Origin of the sequence: Bradyrhizobium sp. CCBAU 53351 (assembly GCF_015291745.1) — a bacterium.
Classification (GTDB): Bacteria; Pseudomonadota; Alphaproteobacteria; order Rhizobiales; family Xanthobacteraceae; genus Bradyrhizobium.
On record NZ_CP030059.1, the window covers coordinates 4,455,110 to 4,475,050 of the forward strand.

The 19,941-nt window shown below is 64.8% G+C and carries 17 protein-coding genes; 9 read left to right on the forward strand and 8 right to left on the reverse strand.

Annotated elements, in window-relative coordinates:
* Positions 1 to 40: 40 nt before the first annotated feature.
* Positions 41 to 1,603, reverse strand: coding sequence for a winged helix-turn-helix domain-containing protein (locus tag XH83_RS21015; protein ID WP_194402684.1), 1,563 nt, complete (start codon positions 1,601 to 1,603; stop codon positions 41 to 43).
* 108 nt (positions 1,604 to 1,711) lie between these two features.
* Between XH83_RS21015 and XH83_RS21020 the strand changes: the two genes are divergently transcribed.
* Complete coding sequence (locus XH83_RS21020; RefSeq protein ID WP_194402685.1) at positions 1,712 to 2,173, forward strand: cupin domain-containing protein; 462 nt, start codon at positions 1,712 to 1,714, stop codon at positions 2,171 to 2,173.
* Positions 2,174 to 2,460: 287 nt separating this feature from the next.
* Here XH83_RS21020 and guaA read toward each other — a convergent pair whose 3' ends face one another.
* Entirely contained in the window at positions 2,461 to 4,059 is a 1,599-nt protein-coding gene (guaA, locus tag XH83_RS21025) for a glutamine-hydrolyzing GMP synthase (RefSeq protein ID WP_194402686.1), read from the reverse strand.
* A gap of 163 nt (positions 4,060 to 4,222) precedes the next feature.
* Here guaA and XH83_RS21030 point away from each other — a divergent pair, with 163 nt between their 5' ends.
* The 3 genes from XH83_RS21030 to XH83_RS21040 all read left to right on the forward strand — a co-directional run bounded on the left by XH83_RS21030 (position 4,223) and on the right by XH83_RS21040 (position 5,560).
* Positions 4,223 to 4,594, forward strand: a complete 372-nt coding sequence (locus XH83_RS21030; RefSeq protein ID WP_194408350.1) for a nuclear transport factor 2 family protein — start codon at positions 4,223 to 4,225, stop codon at positions 4,592 to 4,594.
* 157 nt (positions 4,595 to 4,751) lie between these two features.
* A complete protein-coding gene (locus XH83_RS21035) occupies positions 4,752 to 5,084 on the forward strand; it encodes a DHCW motif cupin fold protein (RefSeq protein WP_194402687.1) in 333 nt (110 codons plus the stop codon).
* A 266-nt stretch (positions 5,085 to 5,350) separates the two neighbouring features.
* Entirely contained in the window at positions 5,351 to 5,560 is a 210-nt protein-coding gene (locus XH83_RS21040) for a cold-shock protein (RefSeq protein WP_008141931.1), read from the forward strand.
* 218 nt (positions 5,561 to 5,778) lie between these two features.
* On the opposite strand, the gene XH83_RS21045 is transcribed toward XH83_RS21040, so the two are convergent.
* The 4 genes from XH83_RS21045 to XH83_RS21060 form a co-directional block, all read right to left on the reverse strand.
* Positions 5,779 to 6,078: an acylphosphatase gene (locus XH83_RS21045; RefSeq protein ID WP_194402688.1), complete on the reverse strand. Its 300-nt coding sequence runs from the start codon at positions 6,076 to 6,078 to the stop codon at positions 5,779 to 5,781.
* The gene (locus XH83_RS21050) at positions 6,075 to 6,941 is read right to left on the reverse strand and encodes an oxaloacetate decarboxylase (RefSeq protein ID WP_194402689.1); all 867 of its coding nucleotides are present in this window, start codon (positions 6,939 to 6,941) and stop codon (positions 6,075 to 6,077) included. The genes XH83_RS21045 and XH83_RS21050 overlap by 4 nt, the downstream gene beginning before the upstream one ends.
* A gap of 150 nt (positions 6,942 to 7,091) precedes the next feature.
* Entirely contained in the window at positions 7,092 to 9,107 is a 2,016-nt protein-coding gene (locus XH83_RS21055; RefSeq protein WP_194402690.1) for an acetyl/propionyl/methylcrotonyl-CoA carboxylase subunit alpha, read from the reverse strand.
* 165 nt (positions 9,108 to 9,272) lie between these two features.
* A complete protein-coding gene (locus XH83_RS21060) occupies positions 9,273 to 10,403 on the reverse strand; it encodes a putative zinc-binding metallopeptidase (protein ID WP_194402691.1) in 1,131 nt (376 codons plus the stop codon).
* Positions 10,404 to 10,624: 221 nt separating this feature from the next.
* Between XH83_RS21060 and XH83_RS21065 the strand changes: the two genes are divergently transcribed.
* The 4 genes from XH83_RS21065 to XH83_RS40230 all read left to right on the forward strand — a co-directional run bounded on the left by XH83_RS21065 (position 10,625) and on the right by XH83_RS40230 (position 16,224).
* Entirely contained in the window at positions 10,625 to 13,114 is a 2,490-nt protein-coding gene (locus XH83_RS21065; RefSeq protein WP_194402692.1) for a PAS domain-containing sensor histidine kinase, read from the forward strand.
* Positions 13,115 to 13,339: 225 nt separating this feature from the next.
* On the forward strand, positions 13,340 to 14,614 hold the full coding sequence (locus XH83_RS21070; protein ID WP_194402693.1) for an MFS transporter: 1,275 nt from the start codon (positions 13,340 to 13,342) through the stop codon (positions 14,612 to 14,614).
* A 25-nt stretch (positions 14,615 to 14,639) separates the two neighbouring features.
* Entirely contained in the window at positions 14,640 to 15,890 is a 1,251-nt protein-coding gene (locus tag XH83_RS21075) for an arsenic transporter (protein WP_194402694.1), read from the forward strand.
* Positions 15,891 to 16,089: 199 nt separating this feature from the next.
* The gene (locus XH83_RS40230) at positions 16,090 to 16,224 is read left to right on the forward strand and encodes a hypothetical protein (RefSeq protein ID WP_256438849.1); all 135 of its coding nucleotides are present in this window, start codon (positions 16,090 to 16,092) and stop codon (positions 16,222 to 16,224) included.
* 52 nt (positions 16,225 to 16,276) lie between these two features.
* Here the strand turns inward: XH83_RS40230 and XH83_RS21085 are convergent, their stop codons facing one another.
* Both XH83_RS21085 and XH83_RS21090 read right to left on the reverse strand, forming a co-directional pair.
* Positions 16,277 to 17,641 carry an MFS transporter gene (locus XH83_RS21085; RefSeq protein ID WP_194402695.1) on the reverse strand — a complete coding sequence of 455 codons (1,365 nt, stop codon included), beginning with the start codon at positions 17,639 to 17,641 and terminating at the stop codon, positions 16,277 to 16,279.
* 145 nt (positions 17,642 to 17,786) lie between these two features.
* Positions 17,787 to 18,551, reverse strand: a complete 765-nt coding sequence (locus XH83_RS21090) for a GntR family transcriptional regulator (protein WP_194402696.1) — start codon at positions 18,549 to 18,551, stop codon at positions 17,787 to 17,789.
* Between the two features lie 187 nt (positions 18,552 to 18,738).
* On the opposite strand from XH83_RS21090, the gene XH83_RS21095 reads away from it, so the two are divergent.
* Positions 18,739 to 19,938, forward strand: a complete 1,200-nt coding sequence (locus XH83_RS21095; RefSeq protein ID WP_194402697.1) for a mandelate racemase/muconate lactonizing enzyme family protein — start codon at positions 18,739 to 18,741, stop codon at positions 19,936 to 19,938.
* Positions 19,939 to 19,941: the final 3 nt, after the last annotated feature.

The window sequence follows — 19,941 nt, forward strand, 5'->3', positions numbered from 1 at the left end:
GTCGCCGGCGGTCAGAGATGTAAGCTCGTCGAAACCCGGGCTATTCCGGCAATCCGGCATCCCGCAGTGCGCCGCCGAGAGCCTCCGCGAGCGCTGGCGCACAGTTTACACCAGCAAACTGACGGCTGTAGCGAAAGGCCGGCTGGAGCTCGAGCACACGCGCGGCGGCCGCCCTCGCTTCGTCGAGCCGGCCAAGTTTGGCCAGTGCGGCGGCCAATTGCACATAGGTGATGCTATGTGCCGGATTGGCTTGGACGGATCTGTAGGCCGCACGACAGGCTTCGTCGTAACGTCCGCGCAGCAAATGGCTCATTGCTTGCGCGTCAAACGCGGCCCAGGCCCACGAGTCGAACGGGCTCAGCCGCAGACCCTGCTCGCTCCATTCGATCGCGCGCTCCGCTTCGCCGCCCCATCCCAGAATAACGCTGCCGAGAATGTAGGTCAGCGCCGATGAGGGGCTGATGGCGAGGGCAGCTTCCAACGCTGCAAATGCGGCGGCGCGATCGTGCGCATCCATGCCGATGGAAAATCCGGCCCATGTCAGAGCGAGTGCATCGTCTTGTCCATGGACAATGGCCGATCGGGCGTGGCGGATCGAAGCGGCACGGTTGACCTCCTGCAGGCCGGCGCGAAGGAACAGGCAATGGTGACACATCGCGGCATTGCCATGCGCCAGCGCATAAGCCGGCTCGAGTGCGATCGCACGCTCGAGAAGCGCAAGCGCTCTCGTCACTTGCTCCGGCATGCCTGAATCGACGTCAGGCTGGGCTCGCAGCACGAGATCGTAGGCATCGAGACTGTCAGGTCGTTTCCGCCTGACACGTTCGATTTCGGCTTTCCGCACGCTCGGCGCAATCGCGCCCACCGCCGACAGCGCGATCTCGTCCTGAATTGCGAAAATATTGTCGGAGCTGCGGTCGTAGCGCTCGGCCCAGACGTGGGCGCCGGTCGAGGCGTCGATCATTTGGCTGGTCACGCGCACGCTGCCGCCGGCCTTGCGCACGCTGCCTTCGAGCACATAGCGCACGCCAAGCTCGCGGCCGACCTGCTTCACGTCCACGGCACGGCCCTTGTAGTTGAAGGTCGAGTTTCGCGCGATGACGAAGAGCCAGTTGATGCGTGCGAGACCGGTGATGATGTCGTCGACCATCCCATCGGCGAAGTACTCCTGCTCCGGATCGCCGCTCAGGTTCGAGAACGGCAGAACGGCGATGGACGGTCTGTCGGGCAAGGGCGGTGCCGATGCGGCGCGGGCGGCAGCCGACGCATCGGGAACATTGGTAACAACGGCCGGTCCGATATACCGATAGCCGCGCCGCGGCAGCGTTTCGATCCAGGTCTCGGCATCCGCCGCCTCCGCCAGCACCCGGCGCAAGGCGGCGATCTGAACCGTTAGATTGTTATCGGCAACCGCCAATCCACCCCAACCGGCCTCGACCAAGGCGTCTTTGGACACCGGTACGCCCGCGTTTTCGAGCAGCCGGCGCAGCAACGCGACGGCGCGCTGCCCAAGCATGGTTGGTTCGGCCCCTCGGTATAGAATGCCCGCCTCTAGGTCGAGGCGGAACGGGCCGAACTGGTAAAGGTCGCCCCTGACTGTCATTCGGCGATTTTAGCAGATTTTTGGGAACGGATTCACGACATCCCGGCACGGACGGCCGATGTTGCACAAGTGCTTGCAGGAATTAGCATTTGGTCAATGGAGGATCACATGAGCGCCGATGCCGTCATTCGCATGCCCGATGAGACGAAGGGGGTCATCCTGCGTGGTCACCCTATGGTGTTCCTCGTCACCAGCGAAAATACCAAGCACACGAGCATGTTCGACTGGACGATCCCGGCGGGGTTCGCCACAGGGCGGCATGTTCACCGGGTGCAGGAGGAGACCTTCTACCTGCTCGAAGGCGAGTGTGAGTGGCATGTCGGCGACAGGACAATCCGCGCAACACCCGGAACCTATCTGTTCATCCCGCCGGGAGTGCCGCACAACATCACGAATATCAGCGAGAAGCCGGCTCACGTGCTGATGACCGTTTCTCCGCCCGGCCACGAGCATTATTTCGAAGAGCTCGCGAAACTCGCAGCGCAGGGGGCGCCGGATCCAAAGGTGCTCGCCGATCTGCGAAACCGCTACGATACAGATCAGCTCTCGGCTTTGACGACTCGCGCGTAAGCCTACGTCCCAGCGTTCGAAGGCAGCTTTGGCCCGCTGGCGACCTCACGATGGGCGCCGATGTCCGGTTTGCCCCAAAACCCGTCGGTGCTCCTGGCCAGGCCTTAAGCGCCCGACCCTTCTGTACGATCGAGCGCGCTGCGATACTCCATCAGTGAAGACGCAATGGATTTCGGACCTCTGCTGGGATAAGCCAAGCTCACTGCTTCGGTCAAAATTCTCAACGCGAAGGAAGCGAGAACAACTCGACCAAACTACGCCAAACTGCGCCACAGCCGCCGACTACCCTACTCCCACTCAATCGTCCCAGGCGGCTTGCTCGTCACGTCGTACACCACCCGGTTCACGCCCTTCACTTCGTTGATGATGCGCGTCGCGGTCTCGCCGAGAAACTTCATGTCGAACTGGTAGAAGTCCGCGGTCATGCCGTCGGTCGACGTCACGGCGCGAAGGCCCACGACGTAGTCATACGTGCGGCCGTCGCCCATGACGCCGACGGTCTTCACCGGCAGCAGCACGGCAAAAGCCTGCCAGATCTCGTCGTAGAGGCCGTGCTTGCGGATCTGGTCGATATAGACGGCGTCCGCCTTGCGCAGGATGTCGAGCTTGTCCTTCGTGATATCGCCGGGGCAGCGGATGGCAAGGCCGGGGCCCGGGAACGGGTGGCGGCCGACGAAGATTTCGGGCAGGCCGAGTTCGCGCCCGAGCTTGCGCACCTCGTCCTTGAACAGCTCGCGCAAGGGCTCGACGAGCTTCATGTTCATGCGCTCTGGGAGACCGCCGACATTGTGGTGCGACTTGATGGTGACGGAGGGGCCGCCGGTGAAGGAGACGCTCTCGATCACGTCGGGATAGAGCGTGCCTTGCGCCAGGAAGTCGGCGCCGCCGATCTTCTTGGCCTCGGCCTCGAACACCTCGATGAAGAGGCGCCCGATGGTCTTGCGCTTGGTTTCGGGGTCGGTGACGCCTTCGAGCTCGCCCAAAAACTGTTTCGAGGCATCCACGTGCACCAGCGGGATGTTGTAGTGGTGGCGGAACAGGTCGACCACCGTCTTGGCCTCGTCGAGGCGGAGCAGGCCATGATCGACGAACACGCAGGTGAGCTGGTCGCCGATGGCCTCGTGGATCAAGACGGCCGCGACGGCGGAATCGACGCCGCCGGACAGGCCGCAGATCACCTTGCCCTTGCCGACCTGCTGGCGGATCTTTGCGATTTCCTCCTCGCGGAAGGCGCGCATGGTCCAGTCGCCGCTGAGGCCTGCGATCTTGCGCACGAAGTTGCGGATGAGTTTCGCACCGTCGGGCGTGTGCACCACTTCCGGGTGGAACATCAGGCCGTAATATTTGCGCTTCTCGTCCTGGATGATCGCGAACGGTGCATTCGGCGAGGTGCCGGCGACGGAGAAGCCCGGCGGCATCTTGGTGATGCGGTCGCCATGGCTCATCCAGACCTGGTTCTTGCTGCCTGAGGACCAGACGTCCGCGAACAGCTGGCTCTCGGCCTTGACCTCGACATCGGCGCGGCCGAACTCGCGGTGATGGCCGCCCTCGACGGTACCGCCAAGCTGCTCCGCCATGGTCATCTGGCCGTAGCAGATGCCCATTACGGGCACGCCGGAATCGAAGATGGCTTGCGGGGCGCGCGGCGAGCCGGCCTCGTGCACCGATTCGGGACCGCCCGAGAGGATCACCGCTTTCGGCTTCATTTCGTTGAAGGCGGCTTCGGCCTTGTTGAACGGGACGATCTCGCAATAGACGCCGTCCTCGCGCACGCGACGCGCGATCAGCTGCGTCACCTGGCTGCCGAAGTCGACGATGAGAATCTTGTCGTGCGCCGAGGCCACGGAGGGCGTCGACGCGGAGCGGTCGTTCTGTGCTGCTGTCATGGCCAGCAAATACGCTGGCGCGGCCCTGCCCGCAACCGCGCCTGTCGCGCGCCCACATGCTTCTTTGGGCATGGACAAACCCATATAGGGTAAGTATTATTGACCTATTATGCCCCGCTCTTGAACAGGGGCGATCAGGGAGAACGCCATGTCTTCGCAACACATGTCCTCGCATCACCAGCCATCGACGCTGGCCGCGCTCGGCCGGACCTGGGTCGAGGCCTGGAACGCGCGCGATCTCGAGCGCGTGCTCACGCTCTACGACGAGGCGGCATTGATGACCTCGGACCGCATCCCGATGCTGGGTTTCGATGCCAGCGGCACCGTGCTCGGCAAGGATGCCTTGCGCACCTATTGGGGCAAGGCGCTCGGGCTGGTGCCGGAGCTGCATTTCACGCTGATCGACCTGTTCGTCAGCCCGGACAGCGTCGTGGTGTTTTACGCCAACGAGCGGGGCAAGAAGATCTGCGAATATCTGCGGGTGAACGAGGCGGGGCTGATCGTGCAGGGCTCGGCGAACCATCTGGCGGGGTGACGGTGCTCTCTCCTCGTCATTGCGAACGCAGCGAAGCAATCCAGACTGTCGCCGCGGATGCATTTCTGGATTGCTTCGCTGCGCTCGCATTGACGGAGACTGGCGCGACGGCGTGCGCTAACGACAAAACTGCCGGCTCTCACGACAGGACTCCCCCATGAAACTCCCCACCTCCCCCTTCACCGTCACCGACTGGAGCAAGGTCGAGCCGACCAGGCATCCCGGTGAGACCGGGCAGGCCACGTGGCGTACGCTCAATATCGGCGATCTCCGGGTCCGGATGGTGGAATATTCACCCGGCTACCTGGCCGACCATTGGTGCGATCGCGGCCACGTGCTCTACGTGCTGGAGGGCGAGCTCCGTTCCGAGCTGCGCGATGGCCGCACCTTCAAGCTGACGGCGGGCATGAGCTACCAGGTCTCGGATTTCGGCGACGCCGCGCACCGGTCCTCGACCGCAACCGGGGCGACGCTTTTCATCGTGGATTGAGGTGCATCCGGACCGTTACTTTGCACCGCAAAATAGAAAAGTCGGACGACGTTTCGGACCACGGGTGGTGCCTTGAACTGGCCCCAAATTCTCGCTATATTGTGATCATCGATACTTGGCCGAACGACTGGGCCGCTTCGCCTCGTTGCTAACGGGCGCGCACGCTTCAGATGACTTCTCCAAACATCGACTGAACAGGGCTATGGGCGCAATGCTGCGTACCGGTCCACGTGCGTACTCTCTCTAACTAACTAAAGGAAATTCCCATGGCTATGGGCACCGTGAAGTGGTTCAACACCCAAAAGGGTTATGGTTTCATCCAGCCGGACGACGGCCAGAAGGACGTGTTTGTGCACATCAGCGCCGTCGAGCGCGCCGGCCTCTCCTCCCTCAACGAGGGTCAGAAGGTCTCGTTCGACATCGTCGCCGACCGCCGCAGCGGCAAGTCGTCGGCTGACAATCTCCGCGTCGGCTAACGCCCACGCAGCGTTCTGACCACGGACGAACCGGCAGAACGCCAGAGTTAAAAGGCCCCGCGACCGGGATCCGGTTCGCGGGGCTTTTGTTTTTGGGGTGTCCGACACGGTGCCGTAGGGCGGAGTCACCGGGGATCGCAAGGTCATGGTGGGCACGGCGCAAGAGCGCCTTTGCCCGGGACAGACCCGGGCATGACGACTTCTCTTGAGAGCTACACCTACACCGTGGGCAGCACCGAAAACGCTTCCCCTGCCCTGCGCAGATTCAATTCGTCCGCTCCGGCGGTCTCGCTGGTCACATTGTCGACGCGCGAGGATGGCGGACCGTGGCGGCACAGCGCGACCATGTCGGCGACGTGCTTCGGCGTGCCGGCAAACAGTGCTTCCACGCTGCCGTCGCGGCGGTTGCGAACCCACCCCTCGAGGCCGCTCGCCGTCGCCTGATACTCCACCCAGGCCCGATAGCCGACGCCCTGCACGCGCCCGCGGATCATCACCTGGAGGATCGCCCGGCTCATTTTTTCAATCCGAGGAATTCGGCGCTGCGCGCCTTGACGTCGGCCTCGCGCATGACGCGGGCCGTCAGTTCCGACGATGCGAGCCCTTGGAGGTCTTTCGGCGATGCACCGTCGCGGAGCGCCTTCTGGGTCGCGTACACGGCCTGCGTCGCGGCGGCGATCGGTGCGTGGCCCTGCAGCGCGATACGCACGCGGTGGCTAGCGAGGTAATCGAGCGCGCTCAAGTCCTCGGGCGCCCCGCCGAGCACGATCGGCAGGCGCGTCGCAGCGCTCACCGCCTCGAGTTCGGCCCGCGACTTGATGCCGGTGAAGAACAGCGCATCGACACCGGCGGCCTCATAAGCCTTGGCGCGGCGTATCGCGTCCTCGATCGAGGTGATTGAAGCAGCGCCCGTTCGCCCCATGATGACCAGCGAGGCGTCGCCGCGGCCGCTCAGCGCGGCCTTCATCTTGCCGACACCTTCCTCGAGCGAGATCAACTGCGTCTTCGCTTCGCCAAAGGCCGCCGGCAGCAGGGTGTCCTCGATGGTGAGGCCGGCGGCGCCAGCCGTCTCCAGTTCCTGCACGGTGCGGCGGACATTGAGCGCGTTGCCATAGCCGTGATCGGCATCGACCAGCACGGGCAGCGCGGACGCGCGCGACATCCGCCGCATCTGCTCGGCAAGCTCCGTGAGCGTGATCAGTGTGATATCGGGATCGCCAAGCACGGCGAGCGAGGCGACCGAACCGCCGAACATGCCGAGCGGAAAGCCGAGATCCTCGGCGATGCGGATCGAGATGGCGTCGTAGACCGAGCCGGGATGGACGCAAGCAGCGTCCGACAGAACGGAGCGAAGTTTCTCGCGGCGGGAACGAAAGGCCATGGTGCCTCACTCTCAATTTCTCATCCTGAGGAGCGCGCTCTTGGCGCGCGTCTCGAAGGATGAAAGGCCGGGCTGGTGGCCTCGCCCTTCGAGACGCCGCGAAGGCGGGACTCCTCGGGGTGAGGGTCTCCTGTTGTGCCCGAAGCGCTCTTACGCAAACTCCAGGATCAGCGCGTCCACGGCCAGCGTCGCGCCGGCGCTGGCGTGAACCTTCTTCACCGTGCCGTCCTGCTCGGCACGCAGCACATTCTGCATCTTCATGGCTTCGACCACCGCCAGCGTCTCGCCGGCCTTGACCTCCTGCCCCTCGGTCACCGCGATCGAGACCACGAGGCCGGGCATCGGACAGAGCAGCTTCTTGCCGCTGTCGGAGGCCGTCGTCACTGGCATCAGCCGCGCGGATGCGGCTTCCGCTTCGGTCCAGACATAGACCGGCACCTCGACGCCCTGATGCGCGAGGCGGATGCCGTTCGGGATCGGCCGCGCCTGCAGCGCGACGAACTGGCCGTCGATGGTGCCCTGCCAGACCGCATCGCCCGGCTTCCATGGCGAGGCCAGCAGATGCGCGTTGCCGGCCTTGCCCTCGGCATCGATGAAGCGGATCGCGATCGCCTCGCCCTCGCGCGCGACCTCGAGCTGGATCTCCTGGCGGTCGAGCCAGACCGCGCGGCGCCGCTCGCGCTGCACGATGCGGCCGCCCATCTGGCCCGAGATCTGCCGCTTGCGCTCTCCCAGCACGTGGTCGATGGCGGCGCCGACCGCGGCGATGCGCCGCGCGACCTCGCCTTCCGGCACGCGCACCGCAAAGCCCTTGGGGAATTCCTCGGCGATGAAGCCGGTCGAGAGCCGGCCCTCGCGCCAGCGCGGATGATGCATCAAGGCCGACAGGAATGGGATGTTGTGGCGGATGCCGTCGACATAGAACGAATCCAGCGCGGTCGCCTGTGCCTCGATCGCGGCCGCACGCGAGGGCGCGTGGGTGACGAGCTTGGCGATCATCGGATCATAATGGATCGAGATCTCGCCGCCCTCCTGCACGCCGGTGTCGTTGCGGATGGTGATGCCGTCGTGGCTGGCTTCCGCCGGCGGACGATATTTCACCAGACGTCCGATCGAGGGCAGGAAGTTGCGGAACGGGTCTTCGGCGTAGAGACGCGATTCCACCGCCCAGCCCGTCAGCGTGACGTCCTTCTGAGCGATGGCGAGCTTCTCGCCCGCGGCAACGCGGATCATCTGCTCGACGAGATCGATGCCGGTGACGAGCTCGGTGACGGGATGCTCGACCTGCAGGCGCGTGTTCATCTCCAGGAAGTAGAAGCTCTTGTCCTGCCCCGCGACGAACTCGACGGTGCCGGCGGAATCGTAGTTCACGGCTTTGGCCAGCGCGACCGCCTGCTCGCCCATCTTGCGGCGCGTGGCCTCGTCGAGCAGCGGCGACGGCGCCTCCTCGATGACCTTCTGGTTGCGGCGCTGGATCGAGCATTCGCGCTCGCCGAGATAGATGACGTTGCCGTGCTTGTCGCCCAGCACCTGGATCTCGATGTGGCGGGGATCGACGATGAACTTCTCGACGAAGACACGGTCGTCGCCGAACGAGGCCTTGGCCTCGGCCTTGGCGAGATTGAAGCCTTCGGCGACCTCGGACTTCGAATGCGCAATGCGCATGCCCTTGCCGCCGCCACCCGCGGAGGCCTTGATCATCACGGGGTAGCCGATCTCGTCGGCGATCCTGACCGCGTGCTTGTCATCCTCGATGACGCCGAGATGGCCCGGCACGGTCGAGACCTTGGCCTTGGCGGCCGCCTTCTTCGACTCGATCTTGTCGCCCATCGCAGCGATCGCGCCCGGGTTCGGGCCGATGAAGACGATACCGGCCGCCTCCAGCGCGCGCGGAAATGCCTCGCGTTCGGACAGGAAGCCGTAACCGGGATGCACGGCCTCGGCGCCCGTCTTGCGGCAGGCCTCGACGATCTTCTCGATCACCAGGTAGCTCTCGGCGGCCGCGGGCGGGCCGATCAGCACGGCCTCGTCGGCCATCTCGACATGGAGGGCGTCGCGATCGGCCTCGGAATAGACCGCAACCGTCTGAATTCCCATCTTGCGGGCAGTCTTGATGACCCGGCAGGCGATTTCGCCGCGATTGGCGATCAGGATGCGTTTGAACATGCTTTTCTTGAGTCTCGACCTTGGGCGGGACCCTTCCCTGGCCGTTGGGGCCTATGGGACGGGCCGTGTGGCTTCCGTGGTACATCAAAATGGGCCGGAGGCAACGGTCTAAATCCGGCCCGTTCTGGCGTACCAGCGCAAGACCAAAGGGGGCTCGACACGCCTCTAGCGACGGCCCGAGACGTCCTGGGCCTTGCTGGCCTCCCTGGCTTCCTTGGCTTCCTTGGCGTCCTTGGCGTCCTTGGCCACGTCCCTGACCAGGCCGTGAATGAAGCCGAGCTTGCTGACCACCGCGGGCGACAGGATGAAGGGATAGAGGTCGCGCAGGCCCATGGCGCGGTTGACGCTGTTCATGGCGAAGGTGAAGGGCAGCCATGCGCTCAGCAGCGCGTCGACGTCGCGGGCCTCGTAGGGATTGAACCGGATCCGCGCCGTCAACTCCCCGTCACGGTCGACCTTGGGGCGCACCTCCATGCCGAATTCGCCGGCCATCTCCAGGGCATCCACGATGTGGAGATAGTGCGCCCAGGTCTCCGCGAAGTCTTCCCAGGGATGGGTGGTGGCATAGGCCGAAACGTAGCTCTGCTGCCAGTCGGGTGGCGGCCCCTCGGCATAGTGGCGCTGTAGCGCCTGGCCGTAATCGACAGAATCGTCGCCAAAGACCGCGCGGCATTCTTCGAGCTTGCCGCCGTCCCGCACCAGCACGTCCCAGAAATAGTGCCCGACCTCGTGGCGAAAATGCCCGAGCAGCGTCCGGTACGGCTCGCCCATTTCGAGCCTGCGCCGCTCGCGCTCGATGGTGTCGGCCTCAGTCAGCGCAATCGTGATCAGGCCGTTGTCGTGGCCCGTCAGGATCCTCTCGCCGCTGTTCGGATCGTCGGCCAGGAAATTGAAGATCAGACCATGCTCGGGGTCGTCCTGCCGCGTCCGGAGCGGCAGCTTCCAGCGGATCAGGGAATAGAACAGACGGTGCTTCGCCACCTCCAGCTCGCGCCAGCCGGCGAGCTGCGCCGGATCCGAGAGGTTCGGCACCATCCCATTATGGCGGCAGGCGCGGCAGTAGCCGGTGGTATCGCCCGCGTCCGTGAGCCAGTTGCAGGCATCGTACCCAGCGTTCCGGCACAGCATCCGGCTTTGGCCCTTGTCGGCCAGCATTCTCCAGGCCTCTCCGTCCGGCTCGATCGCCGACATCGTCTCCTGCTCCGGCAGGAAAGCGACCCGATGACCGCATCGTTCACAGGCGCGGTTCTCGAAATAGAGGACGTTGCCGCAGGCCTGGCAGAGAAAGAGCTTCAAGATTTAGCCTCTTCGGAAAGGAGAGCTTCATGGCAGCCCGTCATGGCGCCTCGCGAAGACGCATCCGCAGGCTGATCGTTCCAGTCTCTGGAACAAATAGCCAGACCAGGAATTGGAGAGACGTATCTTTTCCCGGTCCACGCAAGCCCACATTTCCCGCCAGGCGCTCCCTTGTAGGCAATGGCCATCACGCTCCGTCTGTGTGAATATCGCTTCGGCACGTGCGCTCCCGCATGACAACGGCCGATGCCTTGAACGATCCCTTGAACGATCCTTTGCCCGAGACCATCGCTGCCGAAAGGCTGCGTCAGCACCTCGAAGACGTCGCGCGCGAGCGCGACAACGCCTATCGTGCGCTTCAGGAGCGCGAGACCGAGCTGGCGCGCATCCAGCGCATCGGCAAGGTCGGCGGCGTCGAGGTCGACTTCCGCGAGGGCTTCAAGAACCGGCGTTCGCCCGAATATCTGATGCTCCACGGCCTGCCGCCGGAGGCGGCCGAGGAATCGCACGAGGATTGGGTCAATCGTATCCATCCCGACGACCGCGACGCCACCGTCAAGCACTTCATCGATGCACTCGCCGGCACCAGCGAAGACTACACCGCCGAATACCGCATCATCCGTCCCAATGACGGCGAGACCCGCTGGATCCGGGTCGTCGCCAAGATCGAGCGCGACAAGGACGGCCGCGCCATCCGCCTCGTCGGCGCCCATATCGACGTCACCGACCAGATGCTCGCGCGCGAGACCCTGCGCGAAAGCGAGGAACGCTTCCGCCTGATCGCCGACAGCGCCCCGGTGCCGATCTGGGTGACCAAGCTCGACCGCACGCGGTCCTTTGCCAACCAGGCCTATGTCGACTTCGTCGGCCTGCCCTACGATCAGGCGATCGCCTTCGACTGGCGCAAGGTGCTGCATCCGGACGACCTGCCGCATGTGCTGCAGCAATCGGTCCAGGGCGAAGCCTCGCTGAAACCCTTCGTGCTTGAAGCGCGCTACAAGAATGCCAGCGGCGAATGGCGCTGGCTGCGCTCGGAATCGCAGCCGCGCTGGGACCCCACCGGCAAGCATATCGGCTTCATCGGGGTCGCCCACGACATCACCGTCGCCAAGCAGGCCGAGATCGAGCTCCGGCGGCTCAACGAGACGCTGGAAGAGCGCATCGCCGAGCGCACCGCCGAGCTCGAATCCAACGAGGCGCGGCTGCGCGCGATCCTGGAGACCAGCAACCAATATCAGGGCCTCGTCAATCTCAGCGGCGAACTTCTCTACGCCAACAAGACCGCACTCGACGGCATGGGGGCTCATTCCTCGGAGGTGATCGGAAAGCCGCTGTGGGAGACGCCCTGGTTCAGCGCGACGGAGGGCATGAGCGCGCTGGTGCGCGAAGCGTTCCACACCGTACTCAAGGGCGAAGCCGTGCGGCTCGAGATGCGCCTGCGCCTTCCCATCGGCGAGCGTGATTTCGACTTCGGCATGCGCCCCGTGCTCGACCGCCACGGCAACATCACCGGCGCGGTCCCTGAAGCCGTCGACATCACCGAGCGGCGCCGCGGCGAGGAAGCATTGCGGCAGTCGCAGAAGATGGAGGCGATCGGCCAGCTCACCGGCGGCGTCGCCCACGACTTCAACAACCTCCTCACCATCATCCGCTCGGCCACCGATTTCCTGCGCCGCCGCGAGCTGCCGGAAGAGCGCCGCCGCCGCTATGTCGATGCCATCTCCGACACGGTCGAGCGTGCCTCCAAGCTGACCGCTCAGCTTCTGGCGTTCGCGCGCCGGCAGCCGCTGAAGCCGCAGATCTTCAACGTCGGCAGCCAGGTCGAGGGTGTCGCGCAACTGGTCCGGCCGCTGGTCGGCGGTCGCATCGAAATCGCGGTGGAGATTCAAGACGCCGACTGCTTCACCATCGCCGACATCGCCCAGTTCGAGACCGCGCTGATCAACCTCGCCATCAACGCCCGGGACGCCATGGAGGGCGAAGGCAGCCTTACCATCGCGGTGCGCAAGGTTTCCGGCATCCCCAGCTTGCGCGCGCAGTCTGCGCGCAGCGGCGACTATGTCGCGATCTCGGTCACCGATACCGGCAGCGGCATCGCGCCGGAGCATCTCGATTCGATCTTCGAGCCGTTCTTCACGACCAAGGAGGTCGGCAAGGGCACCGGCCTCGGTCTCAGCCAGGCGTTTGGCTTCGCCAAGCAGTCCGAGGGTGACGTCGCGGTGACGAGCACGCAGGGCAAGGGCGCAACCTTCACGATCTACCTGCCGCAGGCCCAGAGCCCTGTCGCCGAGAAAGAAGCCGCGGCACTGATCCACGAGGCCGCCACCACCGGGCGCGGCTACCGCGTGCTCGTGGTCGAGGACAATGACGATGTCGGCCAGTTCTCCACCGAGCTGCTGGAGGATCTCGGCTATGTCGTCCGCCGCGTCGCCAACGCCAACGCGGCGCTGGCGATCCTCGGCGAGAACGAATTCGCCGTCGACCTCGTGTTCTCCGACGTCATCATGCCCGGCATGAACGGCGTCGAGCTCGCCGGCATCATCCGCGAGCGCTATCCGGGCCTGCCCGTAGTGCTCACCTCCGGCTACAGCAACGTGCTCGCCGAAAACGCCCATCGCGGTTTCGAGTTGATCCAGAAGCCGTATTCGGTGGAATCGCTGTCGCGCATCCTGCGCAAGGCAATCACGGAGAAGTTGTCGGTGGCGCGGTGAATGTGAGCGAAGCTTACCGCTGTCGTCCCGGACAAGCGCGCAAAAAGCGCGCGCCTATCCGGGACCCATACTCCGAGACGGACGTTGTAGCGTGAGCTCGTAGCCGGCAATCTTCGCCAAACTTCATCCTGTGGTTATGGGTCCCAGACCTGCGCTTACGCTTGCCCGGGACGACAGCGAAGTGCTTGGCGCGCGCTGATAGACACAACGACGATCGAGAAACCGATGTCCAGCGAAACTCCCGATCGAGCAAGGCAAGCCGGCCGGGCGCTGGATGCGGCCAATTTCTTCCTCGCCGACGTCCGCGACGGTCTCGGACCTTACCTCGCCGTCTATCTTCTCACCGAGCAGCACTGGGACGAGGCGCGCATCGGCCTCGTGATGTCGGTCGCGACCATCGCCGGCATCGTGGCGCAGACGCCGGCCGGAGCGCTGGTCGATGCGACGCGGGCGAAGCGGCTGATGATGGTGATTGCCGCGATCATGGTGACACTGGCTTCGTTGTCGCTGCCGCTGTTTCCGAGCTTCCTGCCCGTCGCGATCTCGCAAGGGATCGCGCAGGCCGCCGTCGTGATCTTTCCACCTGCGATTGCCGCCGTTTCGCTCGGCATCTTCGGCCGCGCCGCCTTCACCCGGCGGATCGGCCGCAACGAAACCTTCAACCACGCCGGCAATGCGGTCGCGGCCGCATTGGCGGGCGTCTCCGCCTATTGGTTCGGCCCGACCGTCGTCTTCTATCTTCTGAGCGCGATGGCGATCGCGAGCCTTCTCAGCATCCTCGCGATCCCCGCCCGCGCCATCGATCACGACCTCGCCCGCGGGCTGCACGATGCGGGTACGGATGCGCAACAGGACACGCCGTCAGGCATCGCCGTGCTTCTGACTTGCCGCCCCCTCCTCGTCTTTGCCATCTGCGTGTTGCTCTTTCACCTCTCCAACGCGGCGATGCTGCCACTGGTCGGGCAGAAACTGGCGCTGCAGGACAAGAACATGGGCACCAGCCTGATGTCGGCCTGCATCGTCGCGGCGCAAGTCGTGATGGTGCCGTTTGCCATGCTGGTCGGTGCCAGGGCCGACCGCTGGGGCCACAAGCGGTTCTTCCTCGCGGCCCTGCTGATCCTTCCTATCCGCGGCGCACTCTACACGCTCTCCGACAATCCTTTCTGGCTGGTCGGCGTGCAGCTGCTCGACGGCGTCGGCGCCGGCATTTTTGGCGCGATCTTTCCCGTCATCGTTGCCGATCTCATGCGCAACACCGGCCGCTTCAACGTCGCGCAAGGCGCGGTCATCACCGCCCAGAGCATCGGCGCGGCGCTGTCGACGACGCTGGCCGGCTTCGCCGTGGTCGGCGCGGGCTACAGCGCGGCGTTCATCAGCCTGGGCCTCGTCGCTGCGATCGGCGCCGCCATCTGCATTCTCGCCCTGCCCGAGACGCGACATGGGGCCGCCCGCGCCCAGGGGGAGACAGCGGCACCGGCATCCGCTATCGCTGCCGAATGAACTCATTTCACGTCAAGGACTGAACGTGCCGTCTGACGCCATCTGGGCCTGGAGCATCATCGTCGTCGTGACCGCAGGCGTCATCATCCGGCCGTTTCGCCTGCCCGAAGCGGTCTGGGCCGTAATCGGCGCGAGCGCGCTGGTGCTATCAGGCCTGCTGCCGTGGCAGGACGCCCTCGCCGGCATCGCAAAAGGCCTCGATGTCTACCTGTTCCTGATCGGCATGATGCTGATCGCCGAGCTGGCGCGGCTCGAGGGCCTGTTCGACTATCTCGCCGCGCTCGCGGTGGAATATGCCGCCGGCTCGCCGCAGCGGCTGTTCCTGCTGATCTATCTCGTCGGCACGCTGGTGACGGTGCTGCTCTCCAACGACGCCACCGCGATCGTGCTGACGCCCGCCGTCTATGCCGCGACGCGCGCGGCCGGCGCGAAACCGCTGCCCTATCTCTTCGTCTGCGCCTTCATCGCCAATGCCGCGAGCTTCGTGCTGCCGATCTCCAATCCGGCCAATCTCGTCGTGTTCGGCGCGCGGATGCCGCATCTGACGGAATGGCTGCGCCTGTTCGCCCTGCCATCGGCGGCCTCGATCCTGCTGACCTACATCGTGCTGCGCCTGACCCAGCACCGCGCGCTGAAGGAGGAGACGATTGCCCACCGCGTGCCGCATCCCGAGCTCGGCCGCGGCGGCAAGCTGACGGCGATCGGCATCGTCGCGATCGGCATCGTGCTGGTCACGGCGTCGGCGCTGGACAAGCAACTCGGCCTGCCGACCTTCATCTGCGGCGGCGTGACGGCCGCGATCGTGCTGCTGCTCAGCCGGCAGTCGCCTGTGCCGGTGCTGCGCGGCGTGTCGTGGAGCGTGCTGCCGCTGGTCGGCGGGCTGTTCGTCATGGTGGAGGTGCTGATCAAGACCGGCGTGATCGCGCAGCTCAGCGCGCTGCTGCACCAGGCGGTGGCCCAATCCGTGCCGCAGGCCGCCTGGAGCGTCGGCATCGCGACCGCGCTCGCCGACAACATCGCCAACAACCTGCCGGTCGGTCTCGTCGCCGGCTCGGTCGCCGCCAGCGATCATTTGCCCGCACCTGTCGTCAGCGCCATCCTGATTGGCGTCGACCTCGGCCCCAATCTGTCGGTGACCGGCTCGCTCGCCACCATCCTCTGGCTGGTCGCGCTTCGCCGGGAAAAGATCGAGGTCGGCGCCTGGCCGTTCCTCAAGCTCGGCCTGCTGGTGACGCCGCCCGCCCTGATCGCGGCTTTGGCGGCGGCCATCCGATAAACGTGCGATCTTTGCGGCGCATCAATGTCGCCGCTGAGGCCGGAGCTATACTTCAACTTGTCGCGCAGCCTGATAGGGCGCGGCAAGGAGATCCATCACGCAGATCCAGTCAAAGGCATTGCCGCAGAGCTTTTCCCTGCGTCGTTCGTTTCAGAGTTTCACCGCGCCACGCCAGGGCCAGGCGGAAACGTCCCACCCATTGCTGCTCCTCGCGGTGGTGGTGCTGGTGACCCTGTTCGCGATCGTGGAGGTCGACCTGCACAGCGCTCAGTTGCAGGCGCTCGGCCTGCTCGGCCATGGCGCCGGGATTGATCCGGTCTTCCTGAGCCCGTAGTCCTGGGAATGGAGCCCGATCGCGGCCATGGTTGCGACCGGGCAACGCTTCGTCAGTCGTTCTCGTAGCCGTAGACTTCCGGCAGGATGAAGATCGCGGCGAGCAATCCCATCAACGGAAAGATCGCGACCATTAGCGTGGCGTTCGCCTGCCCGATCGCGGCGAACACCGTCGGGAACAGGAAGATCGCCAGGAACGACGGCAGCTTCACGAACATGTAGGCGAAGCCGCTGGCGGTGCCGCGATATTTCGGCTTGGCGACCATGGTCGGGATCGTCATGCAGTTCGACGCGTCCCAGTAATGGCCCCACAGCATGGCGGCGGCCGCGAACGGCAGCAGGATCTTGTTGTCGGTATAGAGCGCGAAGGCCGCGACCAGCAGCGCGGCCAGCACGATCGAGAAGCCCGCGATCGAGATGCCGCGGTGACCGATCTTCGGCGTCAGGAGCGGGCCGACCCAGCCCGACAGAGCGGCGAAGGAGAACAGCGCCATCGTCACCAGATTGATGCCGAGCACGCTCGACACGCCGACCATGACGAAGAGCACCGGCAGATAGAACGCGAAGGTCGAGAATTCGCTGGCTTGCACGAAGCAGGCGATCCAGCCGTAAAGCGTGGCGCGCCAGCGGATCGGATCCTTCTTGAGGTCGGCAAGGAATGCGCGGGTCGAGACTTTCGGCACTTCGACGTCCTGGTCCGGCAGCATGTCGAGATTGTCGTTGAACATCTCGCGCGCGACCTGCTTGGCCTCGCGGTAGCGGCCCTTCTGCACCAGCCACACCGCCGTCTCCGGCACGTCGTGCCGCATGATCAGGATGATCAGCGCCGGCAGCGCGCCGAGGCCGAGCGTCACGCGCCACAGCGTCTCGTGGTTCATGTCGATCAGGAGGAAGATCACGATGACGCCGATGGTGAGCACCTCGCCGACCGCGAACATGAACTGCCAGCGGTTGCCCATGACCTCGCGCTCACCCTTGGCCATGGATTCCATGATGTAGGTATAGCCGGTCGAGATGTCGGAACCGAGCGGAATGCCGAGCAGGAAGCGGATCACGATGAGCCAGGTGATATCGGGCACGAAGGCCTGCGCTAGCGCCAGCACGATGAACAGCACCATCGTGGCCAGGAACATGACGCGGCGGCCGATCTTGTCGGAGAGCCAGCCGCCGAGCAGCGCACCGATCAGGGCGCCGCCCTGCGTGCCGGCCGCGGCAAGGCCCAGCATCAGCGGATCAGGATTGAACTGCTCCTTGATGAAGATCAGCACGAAGGCGATCGAATAGAGATCCCAGGCCTCGACCAGGATCGAGGCCATCATCAGCCAGCCGACCTTGTTGCCCTTGGGACTGTAGTTCGTGATGAGGTAGCGGACCGCGGCTTCGCTCGCGGTCGGTTGTGGCATCGCCGTCGTTGACATGTCTGGTCCTCTCTTCAAGACTTTCAAAGCATGATCCGGATCCGAAGGGCCGCGCTAGCGCAAAGTGCGCAGCGGTTTTCCGAGCGGATCATGCCCAAACAACAAGCTAAAGCGCGATGACGATCCATCCTGATCTCATCGCGCTTTACGTGCCGAGCAGCGGCTCGATGCTGCAATCGAGCAGGCGCGGGTCGATCCCCACCTCCATGCCGTTGAACATCTCGCCCATGTAGTCGATCAGTGCATCGCTCGCCTTGACCGCGTCCTCGACGCGGCGGTTGGCGACTGCGTTGAGAATGCCGAGATGATGGTCGATCGTGCCGGATAGATCGGCCTGTCCCGGCATGAAGCGGTGGTGGATGTAGCCGATGCGGCGATACAGCGTGTGCAGCGGCCGCAGCGTGTGCACCAGGAACGGCTCGCCGGCCGCCTCCAGCACCAGCGCGTCGATGCGGCGGTCGATGCTGTTGAATTCGTCAAGGGTCAGGCTGGCGCGGCGCTCACGCAGGAGCCGCTCGATATGCAGCGCCTGATTGCGATGCGAGAGGCTGGCGCGATCGGCCGCGAGGCGAACCACGAAACGCTCCATGTCGCGGCGCAAGGCCAGCAGCATGCGCTCGCGCGCCAGATCGATCGGCGCAATGTGCAGGCCGTGGCGCGGACGAATGACGATGAGCGTGTCGGCGGAGAGACGGTTGACGGCGTGATGCACCGGCGTGCGGCCGAAGCCGGTGATCTCCTGCAATTCCAGCATGGTCATGAACTGACCGGGCTTGAGCTCGCAATGGACGAGGAGCTCCTCGATCTTCTGATAGGCCAGCTCGAAGAAATTGACGCGGTTGCGCCGGGAGGGCCTGCCCTCGCCGTCGTCGCTCCTCACCACTTCGAGCGCGCGTTTGCGCCGTGCCATGTCGTCCTCCCGTCCACCCGCGTTCTCGGGCGGGGCGCCTCGCTCCGAGGCGTCGTGTTTGTGACATCCTTAAAACATGTTGTGATATATTACAAGCGGGCGTAAGACTGCCCTCGCCCCGCCGCCAAGCGCGGCCCGAAGATGACAAACAACAGGGCGCTAAGTGCCCGACGGGAGGATTGTGACCGTGAAGATCACGTCGATCGAGACGCTGCGTACCGAAGAATTCTCCAACGTCATCTGGGTGCGCGTTCACACCGACACCGGCGTGATCGGTCTCGGCGAGACCTTCTACGGCGCAGGCGCCGTCGAAGCGCAGATCCACGACACCTTTGCCGGCCGCCTGCTCGGCCGCAATCCCCTGCATATCGAAGCGATTCACCGCGATATGCTCAACCTGCCGATGGCGCAGTCCTCCACCGGCGTCGAATATCGCGCGGCGTCCGCGATCGACATCGCGCTGTGGGACCTGTTCGGCAAGGTCTGCGGCCAGCCGGTGCACCAGATGCTCGGCGGCCTCTGCCGTGACAAGCAGCGCATCTACAACACCTGCGCCGGCACGCAATATGTGCGGTCCACCAATATCAGCCCGGTCTCGAACTGGAATCTCGGTGCTGCCAAGGGACCCTACGAAGACCTCGACGGCTTCATGAACCGTGCCGATGCGCTGGCCGAAAGCCTGCTCGAAAGCGGCATCTCGGCGATGAAGATCTGGCCGTTCGATCCGGCGGCGCAGGAGAACAAGGGCCTCTACATCACGGCCGCGCAGATGAAGCAGGCGATCGAGCCGTTCGAGAAGATCCGCAAAGCGGTGGGCGACAAGATGGAGATCATGGTCGAGCTCCATTCGCTGTGGAATCTGCCGACCGCCAAGCAGATCGCGCGCGCGCTCGAGCCCTACAAACCGACCTGGTACGAGGACCCGATCCGGATGAACTCGCCGCAGGCGCTGGCTGAATACGCCCGCTCCACCGACGTCTGGGTCTGCGCCAGCGAGACGCTGGGCTCGCGCTTCCCCTACAAGGACATGCTCGACCGCGACGCCATGCATGTGGTGATGGCGGACCTGTGCTGGACCGGCGGCCTCACCGAAGGGCGCAAGATCGCGGCCATGGCCGAGACCTATCACCGCCCCTTTGCTCCTCATGACTGCATCGGCCCGATCGGCTTCATCGCCGCCATCCACATGTCGTTCAGCCAGCCCAACACCTTGATCCAGGAATCGGTGCGCGCCTTCTACAAGGGCTGGTACAATGAGCTCGTCACCACGATGCCCGTGATCAAGGATGGCTATGTCTTCCCGATGGAAGGCCCTGGCCTTGGCGTCGACCTTCTGCCCGCCGTCTTCGAGCGCTCCGATCTCATCGTGCGTCGCTCCAACGTCTAAGGA

Bases quoted from the DNA above. Each gene is read 5' to 3' on its own strand.
- XH83_RS21050 (WP_194402689.1), bottom strand. From the start codon at position 6,941: ATGGCCTTTCGTTCCCGCCGCGAGAAACTTCGCTCCGTTCTGTCGGAC.
- XH83_RS21035 (WP_194402687.1), top strand. From the start codon at position 4,752: ATGAAACTCCCCACCTCCCCCTTCACCGTCACCGACTGGAGCAAGGTC.
- XH83_RS21015 (WP_194402684.1), bottom strand. From the start codon at position 1,603: ATGACAGTCAGGGGCGACCTTTACCAGTTCGGCCCGTTCCGCCTCGAC.
- XH83_RS21070 (WP_194402693.1), top strand. From the start codon at position 13,340: ATGTCCAGCGAAACTCCCGATCGAGCAAGGCAAGCCGGCCGGGCGCTG.
- XH83_RS21055 (WP_194402690.1), bottom strand. From the start codon at position 9,107: ATGTTCAAACGCATCCTGATCGCCAATCGCGGCGAAATCGCCTGCCGG.
- XH83_RS21085 (WP_194402695.1), bottom strand. From the start codon at position 17,641: ATGTCAACGACGGCGATGCCACAACCGACCGCGAGCGAAGCCGCGGTC.
- XH83_RS21040 (WP_008141931.1), top strand. From the start codon at position 5,351: ATGGCTATGGGCACCGTGAAGTGGTTCAACACCCAAAAGGGTTATGGT.
- XH83_RS21030 (WP_194408350.1), top strand. From the start codon at position 4,223: ATGTCCTCGCATCACCAGCCATCGACGCTGGCCGCGCTCGGCCGGACC.
- XH83_RS21090 (WP_194402696.1), bottom strand. From the start codon at position 18,551: ATGGCACGGCGCAAACGCGCGCTCGAAGTGGTGAGGAGCGACGACGGC.
- guaA (WP_194402686.1), bottom strand. From the start codon at position 4,059: ATGACAGCAGCACAGAACGACCGCTCCGCGTCGACGCCCTCCGTGGCC.
- XH83_RS21045 (WP_194402688.1), bottom strand. From the start codon at position 6,078: ATGAGCCGGGCGATCCTCCAGGTGATGATCCGCGGGCGCGTGCAGGGC.
- XH83_RS21020 (WP_194402685.1), top strand. From the start codon at position 1,712: ATGAGCGCCGATGCCGTCATTCGCATGCCCGATGAGACGAAGGGGGTC.